Origin of the sequence: uncultured Jatrophihabitans sp. (genome assembly GCF_964251945.1) — a bacterium.
Taxonomy (GTDB): domain Bacteria; phylum Actinomycetota; class Actinomycetes; order Mycobacteriales; family Jatrophihabitantaceae; genus Jatrophihabitans.
On record NZ_CAXULP010000012.1, the window covers coordinates 1 to 16,045 of the forward strand.

17 protein-coding genes are annotated in these 16,045 nt (G+C 71.1%); 3 read left to right on the top strand and 14 right to left on the bottom strand.

All coding sequences use genetic code 11. The annotated features are described in order from the left end of the window. Positions 1 to 292: 292 nt before the first annotated feature. On the bottom strand, positions 293 to 694 hold the full coding sequence (locus ACFFBG_RS16900) for a TIGR03618 family F420-dependent PPOX class oxidoreductase (protein ID WP_375480727.1): 402 nt from the start codon (positions 692 to 694) through the stop codon (positions 293 to 295). A gap of 91 nt (positions 695 to 785) precedes the next feature. Further along, positions 786 to 2,009, bottom strand: coding sequence for a PP2C family protein-serine/threonine phosphatase (locus tag ACFFBG_RS16905; RefSeq protein ID WP_375480728.1), 1,224 nt, complete (start codon positions 2,007 to 2,009; stop codon positions 786 to 788). 417 nt (positions 2,010 to 2,426) lie between these two features. Here ACFFBG_RS16905 and ACFFBG_RS16910 point away from each other — a divergent pair, with 417 nt between their 5' ends. Further along, entirely contained in the window at positions 2,427 to 2,798 is a 372-nt protein-coding gene (locus ACFFBG_RS16910) for an ATP-binding protein (RefSeq protein WP_375480729.1), read from the top strand. Between the two features lie 32 nt (positions 2,799 to 2,830). On the opposite strand, the gene ACFFBG_RS16915 is transcribed toward ACFFBG_RS16910, so the two are convergent. From ACFFBG_RS16915 to ACFFBG_RS16940, 6 genes are all read right to left on the bottom strand, one after another. After that, positions 2,831 to 3,271: a DUF1003 domain-containing protein gene (locus ACFFBG_RS16915; protein WP_375480730.1), complete on the bottom strand. Its 441-nt coding sequence runs from the start codon at positions 3,269 to 3,271 to the stop codon at positions 2,831 to 2,833. Between the two features lie 36 nt (positions 3,272 to 3,307). Beyond that, positions 3,308 to 5,293, bottom strand: coding sequence for a putative bifunctional diguanylate cyclase/phosphodiesterase (locus ACFFBG_RS16920; protein ID WP_375480731.1), 1,986 nt, complete (start codon positions 5,291 to 5,293; stop codon positions 3,308 to 3,310). Between the two features lie 75 nt (positions 5,294 to 5,368). Beyond that, positions 5,369 to 6,268 carry an ABC transporter permease gene (locus tag ACFFBG_RS16925; protein WP_375480732.1) on the bottom strand — a complete coding sequence of 300 codons (900 nt, stop codon included), beginning with the start codon at positions 6,266 to 6,268 and terminating at the stop codon, positions 5,369 to 5,371. After that, a complete protein-coding gene (locus tag ACFFBG_RS16930) occupies positions 6,255 to 7,175 on the bottom strand; it encodes an ABC transporter ATP-binding protein (protein ID WP_375480733.1) in 921 nt (306 codons plus the stop codon). Before ACFFBG_RS16930 ends, ACFFBG_RS16925 begins: the two co-directional genes overlap by 14 nt. Positions 7,176 to 7,317: 142 nt before the next feature. After that, on the bottom strand, positions 7,318 to 8,502 hold the full coding sequence (locus ACFFBG_RS16935; protein ID WP_375480734.1) for an outer membrane lipoprotein carrier protein LolA: 1,185 nt from the start codon (positions 8,500 to 8,502) through the stop codon (positions 7,318 to 7,320). A 61-nt stretch (positions 8,503 to 8,563) separates the two neighbouring features. After that, the gene (locus ACFFBG_RS16940; RefSeq protein ID WP_375480735.1) at positions 8,564 to 9,538 is read right to left on the bottom strand and encodes a YncE family protein; all 975 of its coding nucleotides are present in this window, start codon (positions 9,536 to 9,538) and stop codon (positions 8,564 to 8,566) included. Positions 9,539 to 9,642: 104 nt separating this feature from the next. Here ACFFBG_RS16940 and ACFFBG_RS16945 point away from each other — a divergent pair, with 104 nt between their 5' ends. Further along, complete coding sequence (locus ACFFBG_RS16945; RefSeq protein WP_375480736.1) at positions 9,643 to 10,404, top strand: ArsR/SmtB family transcription factor; 762 nt, start codon at positions 9,643 to 9,645, stop codon at positions 10,402 to 10,404. A gap of 6 nt (positions 10,405 to 10,410) precedes the next feature. Here ACFFBG_RS16945 and ACFFBG_RS16950 read toward each other — a convergent pair whose 3' ends face one another. The 3 genes from ACFFBG_RS16950 to ACFFBG_RS16960 form a co-directional block, all read right to left on the bottom strand. Continuing rightward, a complete protein-coding gene (locus ACFFBG_RS16950; RefSeq protein WP_375480737.1) occupies positions 10,411 to 11,112 on the bottom strand; it encodes an HAD family hydrolase in 702 nt (233 codons plus the stop codon). A 40-nt stretch (positions 11,113 to 11,152) separates the two neighbouring features. Next, positions 11,153 to 11,335: a hypothetical protein gene (locus ACFFBG_RS16955; RefSeq protein WP_375480738.1), complete on the bottom strand. Its 183-nt coding sequence runs from the start codon at positions 11,333 to 11,335 to the stop codon at positions 11,153 to 11,155. A gap of 66 nt (positions 11,336 to 11,401) precedes the next feature. Continuing rightward, positions 11,402 to 12,124, bottom strand: coding sequence for a hypothetical protein (locus tag ACFFBG_RS16960; RefSeq protein WP_375480739.1), 723 nt, complete (start codon positions 12,122 to 12,124; stop codon positions 11,402 to 11,404). Between the two features lie 110 nt (positions 12,125 to 12,234). Here ACFFBG_RS16960 and ACFFBG_RS16965 point away from each other — a divergent pair, with 110 nt between their 5' ends. Then, positions 12,235 to 12,687 carry a GNAT family N-acetyltransferase gene (locus ACFFBG_RS16965; RefSeq protein WP_375480740.1) on the top strand — a complete coding sequence of 151 codons (453 nt, stop codon included), beginning with the start codon at positions 12,235 to 12,237 and terminating at the stop codon, positions 12,685 to 12,687. 36 nt (positions 12,688 to 12,723) lie between these two features. Here the strand turns inward: ACFFBG_RS16965 and ACFFBG_RS16970 are convergent, their stop codons facing one another. From ACFFBG_RS16970 to ACFFBG_RS16980, 3 genes are read right to left on the bottom strand one after another with little or no spacing between them, the layout of a single operon-like run. Next, a complete protein-coding gene (locus tag ACFFBG_RS16970; protein ID WP_375480741.1) occupies positions 12,724 to 13,860 on the bottom strand; it encodes an MSMEG_0565 family glycosyltransferase in 1,137 nt (378 codons plus the stop codon). Between the two features lies 1 nt (position 13,861). Then, a complete protein-coding gene (locus ACFFBG_RS16975) occupies positions 13,862 to 14,692 on the bottom strand; it encodes a carbon-nitrogen hydrolase family protein (RefSeq protein WP_375480742.1) in 831 nt (276 codons plus the stop codon). Then, positions 14,692 to 16,044 (bottom strand): MSMEG_0569 family flavin-dependent oxidoreductase, encoded by a 1,353-nt coding sequence (locus ACFFBG_RS16980; RefSeq protein WP_375480743.1) that lies wholly within the window; start codon positions 16,042 to 16,044, stop codon positions 14,692 to 14,694. Before ACFFBG_RS16980 ends, ACFFBG_RS16975 begins: the two co-directional genes overlap by 1 nt. Position 16,045 lies beyond the last annotated feature (1 nt).

Genomic DNA, 16,045 nt, shown 5'->3' on the forward strand with positions numbered 1-16,045 from the left:
CCCGGGCGGTTCCTGGTAATCAAGGTTTACCCAAGGGCCAAAGGTCCCTCACTCTTAGTAGTCAGAATCTACTTTCGGGCGACTCAGCGCGACCAAAGCAGGACAATCCAGCCGACACGCGACACCACGCGACACCCGCGCGACACCCGCGACTCCACGCGCGACCCGGCGACTCCACGCGCGACCCGGCGATGTCCCACAGCCCGACCAAAACGACCCGGACAAGGCAGCCCTGCCCCCGCCAGCAACGAGCGCCAGCGGGTCAGTCCTTGCGATTAACCGATGGCGCCGGTCAGCCCTGCGCGCGGACGCGAGTCGGGTAGAAAGTGACGACGACGCGGTCCTCCTGCGCCTGCTCCGCCATCGACTCCAGCGTCTGCCCGTACGTGCCGATGAGCTTCGCCATGAAGCTGCGCTGGGCGTCGTCGTCGGCGATCTCGACCGTGGCCCTGACTTCGAGGGTGTGGAACGGATTGGTCGGGGAGATCGAGAACACCGTGGCGTTCGGTCGGGCCAGCAGGTTGTCGTACTTCTTCCGGTTCTTGGCCAACGAGGTGCGCAGCAGCCCGTCGTCGCCGAGCAACACCCAAACCGCCGTGGTCTGAATGCTGCCGTCGTCGTTGATGGTGGAGAGCGCGACCGTTGCGGAGGTGACGAGGTCGTGGTGGCTGGCCGGGATGGACTTGGTGGTCATGTCCCCATACTGCCGCGACCCAGTCGGGACGTCGGCGACCCAACCGGTGATCATGGAGATCGTCACCGCGTCGCACTCGATATCGTGCGCCTCAGTTCGCGCCCGCGTGACTTTCTCGGCGTTGCCCGTGGGCGCCGTGCCAATCCAAAACAAGAATCGTGGCGTCGTCGGCGAGCGTCTGCCCTGCGGTTTGCACGACGGCGTCGGCAAGGTGTCGCGTGGTCTCCCGAGGGTGCTCGTGCCGGGTCTGAAGAAGTATCGCCGCCACGTCGATGGCCGCGGCGTTGCGTTCGAGCATGCCGTCGGTGACGAAGACGAGCCGGTCGCCCGGCTCGAGTGCTATTGACGTCGAGCGGTAGGCGCAGTCGGCGTTCAGACCGAAGGGCAGATCCACCGGCAGCTCGATCTCCTCGACGTGATCCTCCCGAACGCGCAGGGGCAGCACGTGGCCGGCGTTGACCAGGTCGAGCAGACCGGTGCGCAACGCCAGCCGGCCCAACACGCCGGTGCAGAAGGCGTTGCGCGCATACGTTCGCACCGCCTCGTCTGCCCCGGCCGCCTGCTCGAGAAGCGAGCCGCCGGTGCGCCGGGTGTTGCGCAAGCTGCTCACGCACACGGTCGCGGTGAGCGCGCTGGAGACCCCGTGGCCCATCGCGTCGGTGATCGAGAGATGCAGCGTGTCCCGGTCGAGGCTGTAGTCGAAGGTGTCTCCGGCGATTGTCGCCGCCGGCTCCAGCCAACCGGACAGCGTGAACGATCCCGCTTCGCAGGTCAACGCCGCCGGGAGCACCCGACGCTGGATCTCCGCGCTCAGGCTGAACGGGGTCGATCGCTGTCCCCACTCGAACAGGTCGGTGTGCCGCCGGTTGACGATGACCACGAACGCCAGCGTGTGCGCGACCTGGCTGATTTGCTCGATTGTCTGCGCGGACGGCTCGTTCGCGAGCAGAACCTCGAGCAGCCCGATGACCTCGCCGCGCTGCGTGACGGGGGCGAGGACTCGCCAGCCGTCCCCTTCGGCGAACGCGGTGCCGTGCTGTTCGCGCAGCACGCCTTCGATGATCGGGTCGGTGAACGGCAGCGAGTCGGCGGTCTCGGACCCGAGACCGCGCTCGTGGGAAGACTTCGACTCCCCCGGAACGCCGAGTCTGACCAGCGCGCGACCGGACAAGTCCGCGATGAGGAAGCCGACGTGGCGGGCGTCGAGGTCGACGGCCAACTGGCCGGTCACGGCGTCGACGGCGTCGACCGGCGAGGCCGCTTCGGCTTCCTCCAGGATCGACGCTCGGGCTGGCCGGCGGGATGAAACGATCATCGACCTCCTCGAACGCGCGACGAGCGCCAGCGGTGCATATGAGACTCGGTCGACGCTACCGCCGGTGTCCACCCCGGCGCCGACATACACCGCAGGCGCCGACCCGTCCGTCGGCCCAGCTGTCACCGACCCACGATCACGCGACCACTTTGCGGAGAAAGAGGCGTAAGGTCCACTTGCTGATCACGCAGCCAAGCCCGAGGCGTCGGCCTTTTGCCGATGTCGAGCAGCAGCTCAAGCCGGGCACGTCCAGGCAGGTCTGGGTATTCGGCGATCGATGGACCCGCGACACCGAGCGCTCGCAGTCGACGAGTCCGCCAGGTGCCTGAGGCACCACCACGCTGGACGCCCGCGCGATCCAATCGGCCGAATGCGGCCAGGCGATGGGAGCAGCTGGTGGGCCAGTGGCGGGCATCGATGGACATCCCAGCGACGCCACTCGGATTGGCTGCCGCCCGACACGTTGTGATCGGGCTGCTGCCTGGCTGGGACCTGCCGGATCAGGTGTGCGACAAAGCCGAACTCGTCATCAGCGAGCTGGTCACCAATGCGATCGTGCACTCCCCCTTGACCGACAGCTTCGAACTCGAGCTGGTCCGCCAAGCTGACGGGGTGCGCGTGTCGCTGGCTGACGGCTCGTCGATCCGACCAGTCATCCGCGAACTGTCCCGCGACCTGCCGAGCGGCCGCGGCATGTTCCTGGTCGAGCATCTGGCCAGCGAATGGGGCTCTGACGAGCACGCCGGCGGCAAACGAGTGTGGGTGACGCTGACGGCCGCTGATTGGTGAGCCCGTCCGGCCTCATGCTTGTTGATTGACCATCACGTGGACGGCGCGTTCGTGCTCGAGCCGCCCGGGACGCAGATGGTCGAGTGGATCTCGCGGGTCAGGTCGGCGATCGTCTTCGTCAGCGCAGTGTTCGCCTGCAGCTCCTGCTCGTTCGCCACGAAGTCGTGATCGGCCTTGTGCTGCTGGAAGTCGGCCTGCCGGTTCTGCCCGATCATCACGAACGTCGACAGGAAGATCGCCTCGAGCGAGACGATCAAAGTCAGCGTGGGCCACGGGCTCTTCTCGACGACCAGCATCCAGACGGCGAAGACGATGACGTGCACATAGACGAACATCATCGAGCCGGCGAACTTGGTGATGGCGTCGGCGATGCGCAGCTGGACATCTGCCGAGCGTCGTTCGACTTCAGCGGCGACGCTGGGGTGCCGGGCGGTTTGCGTTGTCGGTGTGGTCGACAATCCGGGTGAGGTCATGCCGGCATTGTCGTCGCGCGGTCAGCCAGCCGGCGGTCAGACGCGCGCGGCGGAACGCGAACGGTGCAGCAACAGCGCGAACTCAACCGCGCTGACCGGCCGCGAGAACAGATACCCCTGCGCGGTGTCGCACCCAAGAGCCGCGAGGTCGTCGAGGACCTGCGTGGTCTCCGCGCCTTCGGCCGTCACCGACAGGCCGAGGCTGCGGCCCAGTTCAATCACGGTTCGCACGATCGCGGCATTGCGCGGATCGTCACGCATCGACATGACGAAGGCGCGGTCGATCTTCAGCTCGTCGAACGGCATCATCACGAGATAGCTCAAGCTCGTCTGCCCGGCCCCGAAGTCGTCGACCGACATGGCGAACCCCGCGGCGCTGAGCGCGACGACGGTCCGCGCCGCGCGCTCCGGGTCGGTCATGATCGACGTCTCGGTGATCTCCAGCGCGAGCCGGCTCGGCGACATGCCGGCGGCGGTCACCAGCGTCGTGAGCTCGTCGGCGAGGTGCGGCCGGAGGAGGCTGCGCGCGGACACATTGACCGCGACCCTGAGCAGGCCCTCGGGGTCGAGGGACGGCAGCACTTGGCAGGTCGTCCTGATCACCCAGCGGGTGAGGTCTTCGATCAGCTCGGTCTGCTCCAGGGCGCCGATGAACGCGTCGGGATACAGCAAACCGCGGGTCGGGTGCTGCCAGCGCACGAGCGCCTCCGCGCCGACGATCGCGCCGGTGCGAACGTCGTGCTTCGGCTGGAAATGAAGCACCAGCTCGTCGCGCTCGATGGCCCCGCGGATATCCGACAGCAGCGCGAGCGCGAGGGAGTCGTAACGGTCCAGCTCGGGCGAGAACCGCACGACCGGACTGTGTTCGCGCTTGGCGGTCGTCAGCGCGACATCCGCCTCGCGGAGCAGCTGGTCGGCCGAACGCGCCGGCGAGCGCCCGATGGTGAAGCCGACCGACGCCTCGACGGCGAGCGGTGCCCCGCCCACCAGCATCGGCTTGGCGACGACCGCGCGCAGCCGGTCCATCATCAGCAACACGTCGCCCGCGGACCGCCCGCGCAGCAGAACGCCGAATTCGGCGCCGCCGAGCCGGGCGAAGCCGTCGTCCTCGCCGAGCACCGCGGCGATTCGCGTCGCCGTCACGGCGATGACTTCGTCGCCGCTCTCCCAGCCCAGCGTGTCGTTGACGAGCCGGAACCGACTCAGGTCGAGCAGCGCGATCGCCAGGTTGTCGAACGCGCGGTCCCGGCCGCGACTGGGTTTGCGCGAGCTCACCCACTCGGTGAACTGCGCGCGGTTGGCCGCTCCGGTGAGCGCGTCGTGCGTGGCGAGAAAGGCGTTGGCCTCGGACTCGCGCCGCAGCCGGCCCATCACCGACGCCGACACGCCGACCAGGCACAGCCACAGCAGCAGCAAGCCGCCGGTGATGGTGAGCAGCACGCCGCGCTGATCCCGCTCGATCGCCAACGCGATCGGCGAATACGGCACGTACATCTCCAGCACGCCGAGCGGGCGTCCGCGGGCTTCGCCGCGCAACGGGAGATACACCTCCACCGCTCGCGGTCCGCGCGGCCCGCTGGCGTCGTCGGCGTTGAGCCGGGTCAATTCGGCGACGGTGTGCCCGTTGGCCGCCTTCTCGGCGTTGTCGTCGTCCGGCGTCGCGCTCGAGCCGTCGCTGGCATACACGACCCGGCCGGCCAGGTTCCGGAGCCGGAGCCGCAGCACCTGGCCGGCGGCGATGGTCGTGCGCACGGCCCGCGACAAGGCGACGCGGCTGGCAGGCGGCAGCGTTGTCGCACTGGCGCCGAGCGGCTGCTGGCTGATGATCGGCGAGACCGCGGCGCCCTCGATCAGCTTGGCGTTGGCGACGCCGTCGGATAGACCGCGCGAGTCCGCCTGCGACCGCACCACGACGAGCAGCGCCGCGCCCAGCACCACGACCGGGACCAACGTCACGGCTGCATAGACGGCGAACAGCCGCCGCACGCTGGTCGCGCGGGCGATGCCTCCGGGCAGCCGCATGGGGCTCTTATCGACAGCTTCGGCCGTCACCTGAGCTCCCGCGACCCGTGCGGCGCAATCTCGCCGGCCGTTTCTCTAGCTGGTGACGTCCTTCGTCGTGATCCGGGAGAACGCGATGCTCAGGAAGATCGCGGCGTAGGCCAGGTGCAGGGCCGTCCAACGAGACAGGTCCGCGACGCTGATCGAGGAGCGCAGCAGCTCGCCGAACCCAAGCCAGTGGTCGGTCAGCAAACCCGGATGGATCGCCGACAACTGCGGCACCGCGTCGAGGAGGGCGGAGAAGACCGCGATGCTGATGGTCGCCGCCATCGCCGCGATGGCGTTCTCGGTCAAGGTGGAGATGAGCAGCCCGCCCGCGGCCAATGCGAAAAGGGCGATCGTGACATAGGCGACGATGCCGAGCGTGCGCAGCAGCCCGTCGCCGAGCCCGACGGTGTCGCCGGACAGCAGGACCAGCGAGTGCAGTCCGAACAGCGCCGCCCCGGCGATCAACCCGACCACCGACACCACGAGAACGGCGAGGCCGGTGAAGCTCGCCACCGCCGCGGTCTTCATCGCGAGCAGCCGGGCGCGCGGCACCGGCACCGTGAGCAGGTAGCGCAGCGTGCCCTGCCCCGCCTCCCCGGCGATCGAGTCGCCCGCGATCACGCCGATCACCAGCGGCAGGAAGAACGGAATGGAGACGGTGAGCGAGGTGAAGACGAGGAACAGGCCGTTGCCGGTGACCCGCCCGATGAACTGCGGGCCGTCGCCACCGCGCGGATCGCTGACCTTGACCGCGATGCCGATGACGATCGGCACCACGGCGAGCACTGCCAGCAGGATCATGTTGCGCCGGCGTCTGAGCAGCAGCCGCATCTCACCCCGGTAGAGACGCGCGAACGCGCCGCGGTAGCGCTGCACAGACAGGTCTGCGTCCACGGAGGACAGCTCACCGGAGGACAGCTCACCGGAGGACAGCTCACCGGAGGACATCGAAGCCCTCCCCGGTGATCGACACGAACAGGTCCTCGAGATCGGGACGCTCGACGTTCAACCCGCGCAGCCGCACGCCGGCCTGCACGAGCGCCGCCGCCACGTCCTCGGCCGCGAGCGAGCCGAGCCGCGCGACGACCGGGCCGTCTGGCCCGCCCGCCGAAGCGTCGAGGCCCAGGCGGCGCATGGCGAGCGTCGCGGCCTCGACGTCCGGCGTGTCGATCCGGATCGTTGGGACGCCGTCGGCGAGCACGTCGTGCAAGGTGCCTTGGCGTAGCAGCTTGCCGCCGGACATCATCCCGACGTGCGTCGCGACCTGCTCGATCTCGCTCAGCAGGTGGCTGGACACGAGGACCGTGGCACCGTCCGCGGCGAGGTCGCGGATCAGCTTTCGCACCTCGCGGGTGCCCTGCGGATCGAGTCCGTTCGTCGGCTCGTCGAGGATCAGCAGATCGCGCGGTTGCAGCAACGCGGCGGCCAACCCGAGTCGTTGCTTCATACCGAGGGAGTAGTTGCGGTACTTCTTCCCGGCGGCTGCGGTCAGCCCGACCCGGGCCAACGCCTCGGTGATGCGCTGCGCGGACGTCGCCGGGTTCGCGGTCGCATCGCTCGCGTCGAGGCGGCGCAGGTTGTCCCGGCCGGTGATGTAGGGGTGGAACGCCGGGCCCTCGATCAGCGCCCCGACGCGGGGGAGCACCCGCGCCGAGGCGCGCGGCATGGGCTGGCCGAGCAGCTCGAACGAGCCGGCGTCGGCCGCGATCAACCCCAGCAGGACTCGGATCGTCGTCGTCTTGCCTGAGCCATTCGGGCCGAGGAAGCCATAGATCGCGCCGCGCGGCACCGCGAGGTCGACGCCGTTGACAGCGATCTGCTCGCCGAAGGATCGCGTGAGGCCGACCGTGCGCACCGCGAGCGGTTCGGCGGCGTCGGCGGTCGGCGCCGTCCAGGCGGGCGCAGTTGGCGCCCTCGAAGCGGGTGCGGTCGCCGCCGGTGGATCCGCCCCCGGATCCGTTGCGGCCGTCGGCGGCGTCGGGCTGCTCACCGGTCGGTCAGCGCGGTGCGCTGGCCGCGATGTGCTCGAGGGCAGTGGGTTTGACCGCGCCCGCGAACACTCGCCCGTCCGGCAGCAGGACGACGTTGATCAGGGCCGTGTGCAGCAGCCGCATGCCCGAGGTCCCGACCGCTGTGGTGACGTCGTTCAGATTCGAGCCGCCGAGCAGGCCGCCGACGAGGTCGCCGCCCGAGGCCTCGACGACCGAGGTCCAGTCGGACCCGATCACCTTCGGCTTGGCGCCGTATGCCGCGGCGCTCGGGCGGTGGCCGAAAGATCCGGCGGGCCGCAGGCGCCCTTCGGGCCGCAGGCGCCCGTCATGGTGGAAACGGCGGCCGTCGTGGCGGTTGCTGCTCGCGCCGAGCGGGTCGTTCGAGAGGGTCGCGCCCTTGGGCAGGTGGAACGCGAAGGTGGACGCGGCCGGCTTGGCGAAGCTGATGGTCGTGAAGCCGATCTCGAACGCCGGCGACGACGCGGCCCCGAACACCTGCACCCGCAGCGGGATGTGCTTGGCCGCGTCGATCGCGATCGTCACCTCGCGCACCGTCGAGTTGGCGTCGCGCGGCGCGAGCACCAGCGTGTAGGCGCTCCGCCCGGCCACGGTCTTCGGCGGGTCGACGTGCACGGCGGTGCTCGGGCCGACCGTCTTCAGCACCTGGTCGGCGACGGCGGCCGGGGTCGGCTGGTCAGCTGTCGCTGCCGTTTCGCCGGCCTTGCCCTTCGGCACCACCGAGTGCGTCACGGTGTTCGACTGGGACGTGTAGGTCCAGACGTCCCGGCCGTTGTGGATGACGTCGGCCTCGGACAGCTCGCCGAGCAAGGCGACCCGTTGCTTGTCCACGCCGTCAGACCACACCCGGGCGGAGTGCGAGCCGGCGACGAACGTCTGCCAGGACAGCGAGGCGCTCGACCCGGCGGCGCCCGGCAGCGACGGCAGGCCCAGGTTGGCGACTTCGCGGATGTCGCCGGAGAACGTCGTCGCCCGCGAGGACTGGACGGCAATCAGCAGCTGCTTCGCCGTCCGCGCCGGCAGGTTAGGGCTGGCGGCGGACGTCGACGCGTTGACCACCAGCACGCCCGCGGCCACGGCGCCGGCGACGACAAACGGAGCGGCCCAGGGCAGGCGACGGCGCGCACGCCCGAGCTTCGCAGCGGGCGGTGGGGCTATCTCGGCGGCAGCCATAGACCCCATAGTGCGCCTCCAACCTGGGTGACGCATTGCCGGCGCCCCCAGCGCAGTCGAGTCAGCGGCTGATCCGCTGGACCACGCCCGCCTGCGTGCCGGTCACCCAGATCGAGCGCGAGCCCGGAGACACCGCGACGGTGTTCGGCTGGCGGACGGTGTCATAGCTCGCGATCACTTTCGGCGCGGGCGCCGACACCGCCACGCCGACGACCTTGTTCCTGCCGGTCAGCGTCACCCACACGGTGTCGGTGAGCCGGTCGACCGCCAATCCATACGGCGCGCCCGGCAACGCCAGCGCGCCGACCTGCCTCAGCGGGGAGACGTCGAAGATCAGCAACTGATTGCCCCGGGTGTCTGCCACGGCGATTCTGCCGCCGCCGATCAGCTCGCCGTGGGTCGGACCCTTGCCGGCCGCGATGGTGCCGCTGCGCCGGTAGGTGCTCAGGTCGTACGTGTCGAGCCGGTAGGCGCCGACGTCGACGATGCCGAAGATCGTCCCGTCGCCCACCACACCACCCGGCTGGGTGAGGCCGCGGATCGTGCGCACGACCTTGCCGTCGGAGATCACCGACGCCGACTTGCCGAACTCGTTGCCGACGACGACCTTCCCACCGCTCACGCCGGCCGCGTCGTGCGGCTGCTTCTCGACCTTCGTGCGCACCTCCGGCCCGCCGCGCAACGAAACCTGGACGAGCTCGTCGGCCGTCTCAGCCGGCACGAGCACCGGGCCGCCGGGCGCGGCCAGCTGCAGGTGTCGCGCCGAACCGGGCAGCGCGACGGTGCGGCGCACCGCAAGCGTGCTCGGGTCGAGCAGCAGCAACCGGTCCGGCGAGCGCACCGCGACGGCGACGGTGCCGGTCGTCGCGTCGTAGACGATCCCCTCGGGCTCGGCCCCCACGGAGCGCACCAGGCCCGCAGGCGCGGCGGTGGTGGCCGGCGCGGTCGCGGGCTCCGCCGCCTTGCGCGGGCTGCTCGAGCAGCCGACGGCCGCCACCAGCACCAGCCCGACGGCGAGCAGCGGACGGATCGACACGTGTCAAGTGTGCTCGATGGCGCGCCCGCGCCCGCGCCCAGACACCGGATGCCGGCGAGAGCCAATCCTTGACAGGAAACCAAAAGGTTTCCTATTGTGGCGGCGTGGAGGCGGTGTTCCGTGCGCTCGCTGATCCCACCCGTCGCCGGCTGCTGGACGAGTTGTTCGCCGCCGATGGGCAGCCGCTCGGCCAGCTGGCCCGGCGCTTCGACATGAGCCGGGTCGCTGTGGCCAAGCACCTCGCCCTGCTGGAAGCAGCTGGCCTGGTCGTCGCCCGGCGCCGCGGCCGGGAGAAGTTGCACTACCTCAATCCGGTGCCAATCCGGCAGGTCTACGACCGCTGGGTCAGCAAATACACCGGCACCTGGGCCGGCGGTCTCGTCGACCTGAAACACGACCTGGAGGCGCAGATGGAAAAGGTGTTCGAGATCTACATCCGGACGACGCCGGAGCGGCTCTGGCAGGCGATCGTCGATCCGCAAGTTCGCGCGCGCTATCAATTCGGCATCCGCGTCGAGGGCGAGATCGCGCCAGGGTCGGCGTTTCGCATGGTGCACAGCGGCGCCCCTGGCCCGCTGGGCGAGGGCGTCAACCTGGAGGTCGACGCGCCCCGGCGGCTCGTGCAGTCGATGCACGCGCTCTGGAACGAGGACGTCGAGCGCGAGGGCACCAGCCGGGTCACCTGGGAGATCGAGGCGATCGGCGACTCCTGCCGGCTCACCGTGACCCACGACCAGCTCGCGGACGGAGCGAACAGCCAGCTCTACGGCGGCTGGCCGATGATCTTGTCCGGGTTGAAGACGTGGCTCGAAACCGGCGAGGAACTGACCACCCCGGGCTCGCTGATGTATGGGGGCGCCCAGTAGCCGCGGTCAGCCGTCGGCGGTCAGCCGTCGGCGCGGGCAGGCGCCAGCCAAGCCGGCCGCGACCCAGAGCGCGTCGGGCGGTCGGCGGGCCGGGTCCTCGTCGACGAGCCGGAACTCGATGCCGAGCGTGACGCAGCCGCCGTCGTTGTCCGGGTTGTCGCCGATCATCACGCAATGCCGCGGCGAAACCCCGAGCTCGGCACAGGCCATGGCGAAGATCGTCGGGTCCGGTTTGACGACGCCGCGCTCGTCGGACAGCACGAGGACGTCGATGTGCTCGGCGACCCCGTGCCGGTCCAGCACCGGCCGCGGGTCCCAGCCGATGTTGCTGACGACCGCGACGGGGATTTGACGCGCGCGCAGCTCGCGCAGCGTCCGGACGGTGTCCGGGTAAGCGAGCCACGCGTCCGCCGCGACGCCCCGGTCGTAGAGCCGGGTGGCCTGCTCGGCAGTCAGACCGGCCAGCTGGCCGGCCCCGGCGTACGCGGCGCGGTGCGCGTCGGCGGACAGGTCCCGGTCGTCCCACGCGTCCGACAGCTCTGGCGGCACGTCCGGCGGCCGGGCGCTGCCGTTCAGCGCGCCGCGGCGCACCAGCTCAGGCACCAGGTGCAGCAGCTCATCGCCGAGCGCGATCCGCACCGCGTCGGCGGGCGGCTCGATGTGGAACAGCGTGCCGGAGAAGTCGAACAGCACCCCGCGCTCGGCCACGGCGCCGAGCGTAGTGGGGTGCTGCGGGCGGAGAATCTGGTTAGCTGCTCAGCTCGTCGCCGGTGGCCTTGGCCGCCTCGGTGTCGCTCGCCGCGCCGTCCTTCTCCCGCTCGAAGACGTCCTTCCACTCGAGCTCGCTGTCGGTCTGCTCGCCGACCTGCTTGACCATCTCCTCGTCGCTGACGCCTTCGCCGGCCGGCTTGACGTCGCCGCTCTCGCTCATGCGCTTGCTCCCTCACGCTCGGGTACGCCGGTGGCCTACCCCGGGTGCGCGGCCGGTCAATCGAGCTCACCGGCCGGACGTCAGCGATGTGAGGAAAAGGTCCTGCTCCAGGTTCAGCAGCGTGCGGTCCTGATCGCGGGTCGGCCCGGAGGCGTACCAGGCGTCGAAGACGTCGACCCCGTTGTCCTGGCCGACGACCTGGAACGCCTCGTGCGCCGGCACCGCTGTGGCGATCCCGGGTATCGAGTGGCCCTCGCGGAGCAAGTCGTCGATGCTGCCGGTGCCGTCGGCCAGTTCCAGCTTCTGGAACCGGATCGACACGCCGTAGGGATCCTGCGAGGTGCCCGCGAAGGACGTCGCGATCGAGGACACCACGACCTGCTGACCGGCCAGGTCGACGAGCGCGAGCGTCCGGTGGGTCGGCCCGCACTGATGGGCTTTCAGGAAGGCGACCATCGTCGCGCCGTAGGCGTGGGCGGCGCAGTCGGAGATGTCGTCGGCGGCGTAGACCTGCGCCTGGTACGTCTGCTGGCTACTGGTTCCGGTGACGGTGATCGCGGTCGGGGTGACGGTCGGCGCCGGCGTCGACGCCGGCATCGACGGGTCGGACGACGATGAACGAGCCGGCTGCGTCGGCGCAGGGGTGGTGGACGGGAAGTCGGCCGTGGTGGACGCGCTGCCGGCAACCGCGCCGGTCCCACTGACCGCGGAGGAACACCCAGCTGCGGCGAGCGCACCGAAGGCGACCACCACGAACAGCCGGGCGAGACGAACGGCAGGCCGGAGCATGACCCTCCCAGGTGGCGACACTGGGAGACTAGAGGCTCGCTCGTGCCGCCGGCAGCAGGCCGGTGGCGCCGAGGTGCTCGTCCACTCCATCAGGCAGCGGAGGCGCCGACATGCGGATCGTCCGGGCCGGCGCGGCACACGCGCCGGCGGTGGCGGATGTCTACCTGCGCTCGCGCGCGGCGGCCGGCGACGCGATGCCGGCCGGGGTGCACCCCGACGACGACGTCCGGGCGCACGTCGCCGAGGTGATCGTCCCGCAGCGCGAGACGTGGGTCGCGACGGACGCGACGGGCGCGGTAGTCGGCGTGCTCGTGCTGGCCGACGCCGATCTGCACTGGCTGTTCGTCGTTCCGGAGGCGCAGGGCGGCGGGGTGGGCTCGACGCTGCTCACGCACGCGAAATCGCGACGGCCGGACGGGCTGGCGCTCTGGGTGTTCACCTCGAACGAGCCGGCGCGCCGGTTCTACGTCGCGCGCGGCTTCGAAGTGGTCGGCGGAACGGAAGGCGACAACGAAGAGGGGGCGCCGGACCTGCGCATGGCGTGGCGGCCGGCCGAGAGTTGACGACTGACAATGCCATACCGCACGGTATGCACATGGCTATCGGCCGAGTGCCGCGTAGAACTCGAGGTGGGCTTCGGCGGCGGCCGTCCAGGTGTGCTTCGCCGCCAGGTCACGTCCCGCCGCGAGCCGGCCGGCGTCCGGCGCGGCCGCGGCGGCGAGCAGACCGGCGGCGAGTTCGTCGACCGTCGCGGCGAACGCGCCGGCCGGCCCGAACACCTCGCGCAGCACTGGCAGGTCGCGCAACACCACCGGCACCCCCGCCGCCATCGCCTCCATCGCCGCCATGCCGAAACCCTCCTTGACCGAGGGGAACGCCAAGGCGGCCGCCCCGGCGACCAACGACGGCAGCGCGTCGTGCGACACCGGGCCGAGCAGCTCGAGGTCGACATCGAGTTCGGCAGCGCGTTCGAGCACGGCCGACCGGTACTCGCGATAGTCGAACAGCGTCTCGCCGCCGGCCACGACCAGCCGCAGCGACGGGTCGACGCGTTGCACCAGCGCCATCGCCTCGACGAGGTCGGCGCTGCCCTTGCGCGGTTCGATGCCGCCCACCGCGACGACGTAACGGCCCAGCCGGCGGCGCCACGCCGCGATGCCGTCGGCGTCGTCGGCCGCCGCGGCGAACCGGCCGCCGTCGATGCCGTTGGCGATGACCGTCGCCTCGATCCCCCAGCCGGCGCGGAGCTCGGCGGCGACCGCGCCCGAGACGCAGACGTGCGCGTAGGGCCGGACGATCGCCTGCTCGTGGCAGGCCGCGAGCTGCGGCGTGGTGAACGTGTCGAGGTGGTGGACGGTGCGCACGCAGCGCGGTACGGCGTTCGCGCTGATGCAGTCCTGCGCGTGCACCACGTCGTACCCCTGCCGATGCCCCGCAGCGGCGCCCGGCCCGGCGTGTCGGGCCGCTGCGGGGCCAATCCCGGCGAACGCGTCGCCGAGCACGTCGATCGAGCGGACGATGCGGTCGCCGACGTCCTCGTCCTCGACGTCCGGGAAAGGCACGAGCCGCACGCCGACACCCGGCGACACCGGGCGGAAGAACCCGCCGTCGCCGCCGCGCGCCAGCGACCACACGTCCACCTCGTGCCCGAGCTCGGCCATCGCCTCGGCGAGCGCGAGAGTGTGCACCACCCCGCCGCGCGGGCGCGTCGAGTAGGTCAGCAGGGCGACGCGCACGTCACTTGTCGAGATAGAGGTCGGGGCGCCGCTCGTCGAGGTGGCGCAGCACGAGCCGGGCCCGTTCGATCTCGGCGTCCACGTCGAGTTCCGCGACCGCCAGGCCGGCCTTCGCCCAAGTGCGCGACCGCACTTCGCCGCCTGGCCCGACGACCTTCGACTGGCCGAGGAAGCGCAGGCCGCCGGTGGTGCCGGTCTGGTTCGCCGACACCCAGACGACCTGATTCTCCGCCGCGCGGGCGCAGTCGTAGAGGTCGAACAGGCGGGACTGCCGGTCCTGCGTCAGCCGCGGCGCGCGCTGGGTGATGCTCGCGGGCCACGCGGACAGGCACGCGATGATCCGCGCGCCGTCCAGGGCGAGGGTGCGGGCGGCTTCCGGAAAGGTCTTGTCGTAGTCGATCAGCATGCCGAGCCGGCCGACCGGGGTGTCGAACGCGGCGATGCGGTCGCCGGCGGCGTACACCAGCGCCTCGCCGGGCGGCTGGTGCACCTTGCGATACCGGCCGAGCACGCCGTCGCCGTTCAGGCAGATCGCCGAGTTGTACCGACGGCCGCCGGACAGCTCGGTGTAGCCGAGGCACACCACCAGTTCCCCGAGCATCCCGATGATCCGGCGGAACTCCGGCGCGTCCGGCGCGAGCGCAGGCGGCAGCGCGTCCGGATCCGGCGAGCGCAGGTCGGCGAGGTAGCCGCCGAGCACCGCGTCCGGGAGCACCAGCAGCGCGGCGGCTGCCTTCTGCGCGGCCCGGACGATCATCTCGACGCGCGCGATCGACCGCGGCAGGTCGCGGCCGAAGTGGGCGGCCGCCGCGGCGATCCGGGTCTGCGGCATCAGGCGAACTGGCTCGCGCGGGCCCCGACCATCCGCGGCGCGGGGTCCTCGGCGATGTGCCCGGCCACGTGCCCGGCCACGTGCCCGGCAGTGCGCGCAGCGATGCGCTCGGCGATGCGCTCGGCGATGTGCGCCGCGTCCGGCTCGAGGCCCGCGAAGCGGCCGGACCCCCAGGTGTGCTGCCAGGGCAGGCCGACGAAGTACAGGCCCGGCGTCGGCGTCACGCCCCGCAGGTGCGCCGGATGCCCGGCGCCGTCGAACACCGGCGCGTGCAGCCAGCGGTAGTCGCGCGTGAAGCCGGTCGCCCAGACCACCGCGGCGAGGTCGTCAGCCGCCAGCTCGGAGCCGGCGTAGCCCGTCGGACGCCACGACGGCTCGTAGCGGCTCGGCGGCTCAGCCGTGACGATGCCGCCCGCGGCGATGTGCTCGTCGATCAACTGGTTGATGCCGTTGTAGACGGCGTCGGCGGCGTCGAGGTTGTGCTCGAGGTCGGCGGCGAAGGAAAGCCGGCCGTCCTCGATGCCGGCCAGGCGGCCGTGCAGCGTCATGCCCTGCTCGGCGAACAGGCGCAGGTCGATGTCTCGTCCGCCGTCGCGACCGGTCACGTAGTGGTTCGTGCGGTCCTGCGTGCGTTCCTCGACCGGCTTCTCGGTGACCGGGCGGTCGTAGTGTCCGGTGTCCTGCATCCAGGCGATGACATCGCGGCCGCGATAGCGCCGGGCGAAACGCGGCGCACGGCCGACGGCGAGGTGCACCTCCCGGCCGGCGAGGTGCAGATCCTCGGCGATCTGCGCCCCGGACTGCCCGGTGCCGACCACCAGCACCGGGCCGGCCGACAGCTGCGCAGCGCTGCGGTACTGCGCTGAGTGCACCTGCGCGACGGACGCCGGCAGCCGCTCGCCGACACGCGGCACGGCCGGCGTGTGGTAACCGCCGGTGGCCACCACGACCTGGTCGGCGAGGTAGTCGCCGGCCGCCGTTCGGACCGCGAAGCCGGCGCCCGTGTCGAGCGGCCGCACCGACGTCACTGCCGTCCGCTCGCGCACCGGCGGGTCGAAGCTGGCGACGTAGCCGGCCAGCCACTCGACGATCTCATCGCCGACCATGAAGCCGTCCGGCTCCGGGCCGGCGTAGTGGTAGCCGGGCAGCCGGCACTGCCAGTTCGGCGTCACCAGGCAGAAGGAGTCCCACCGCGCGTCGGACCACGCGTGCGCGACCGTGTCGCGTTCCAGCACGACGTGCTCGACGCCGTCGCGGGTGAGCAGCCAGCTGACCGCAAGGCCGGCCTGACCCGCGCCGACCACGACGACGGGGACGTGCTGCGGCGTGCTTTCCGTTGCGTCGGCGGCCACC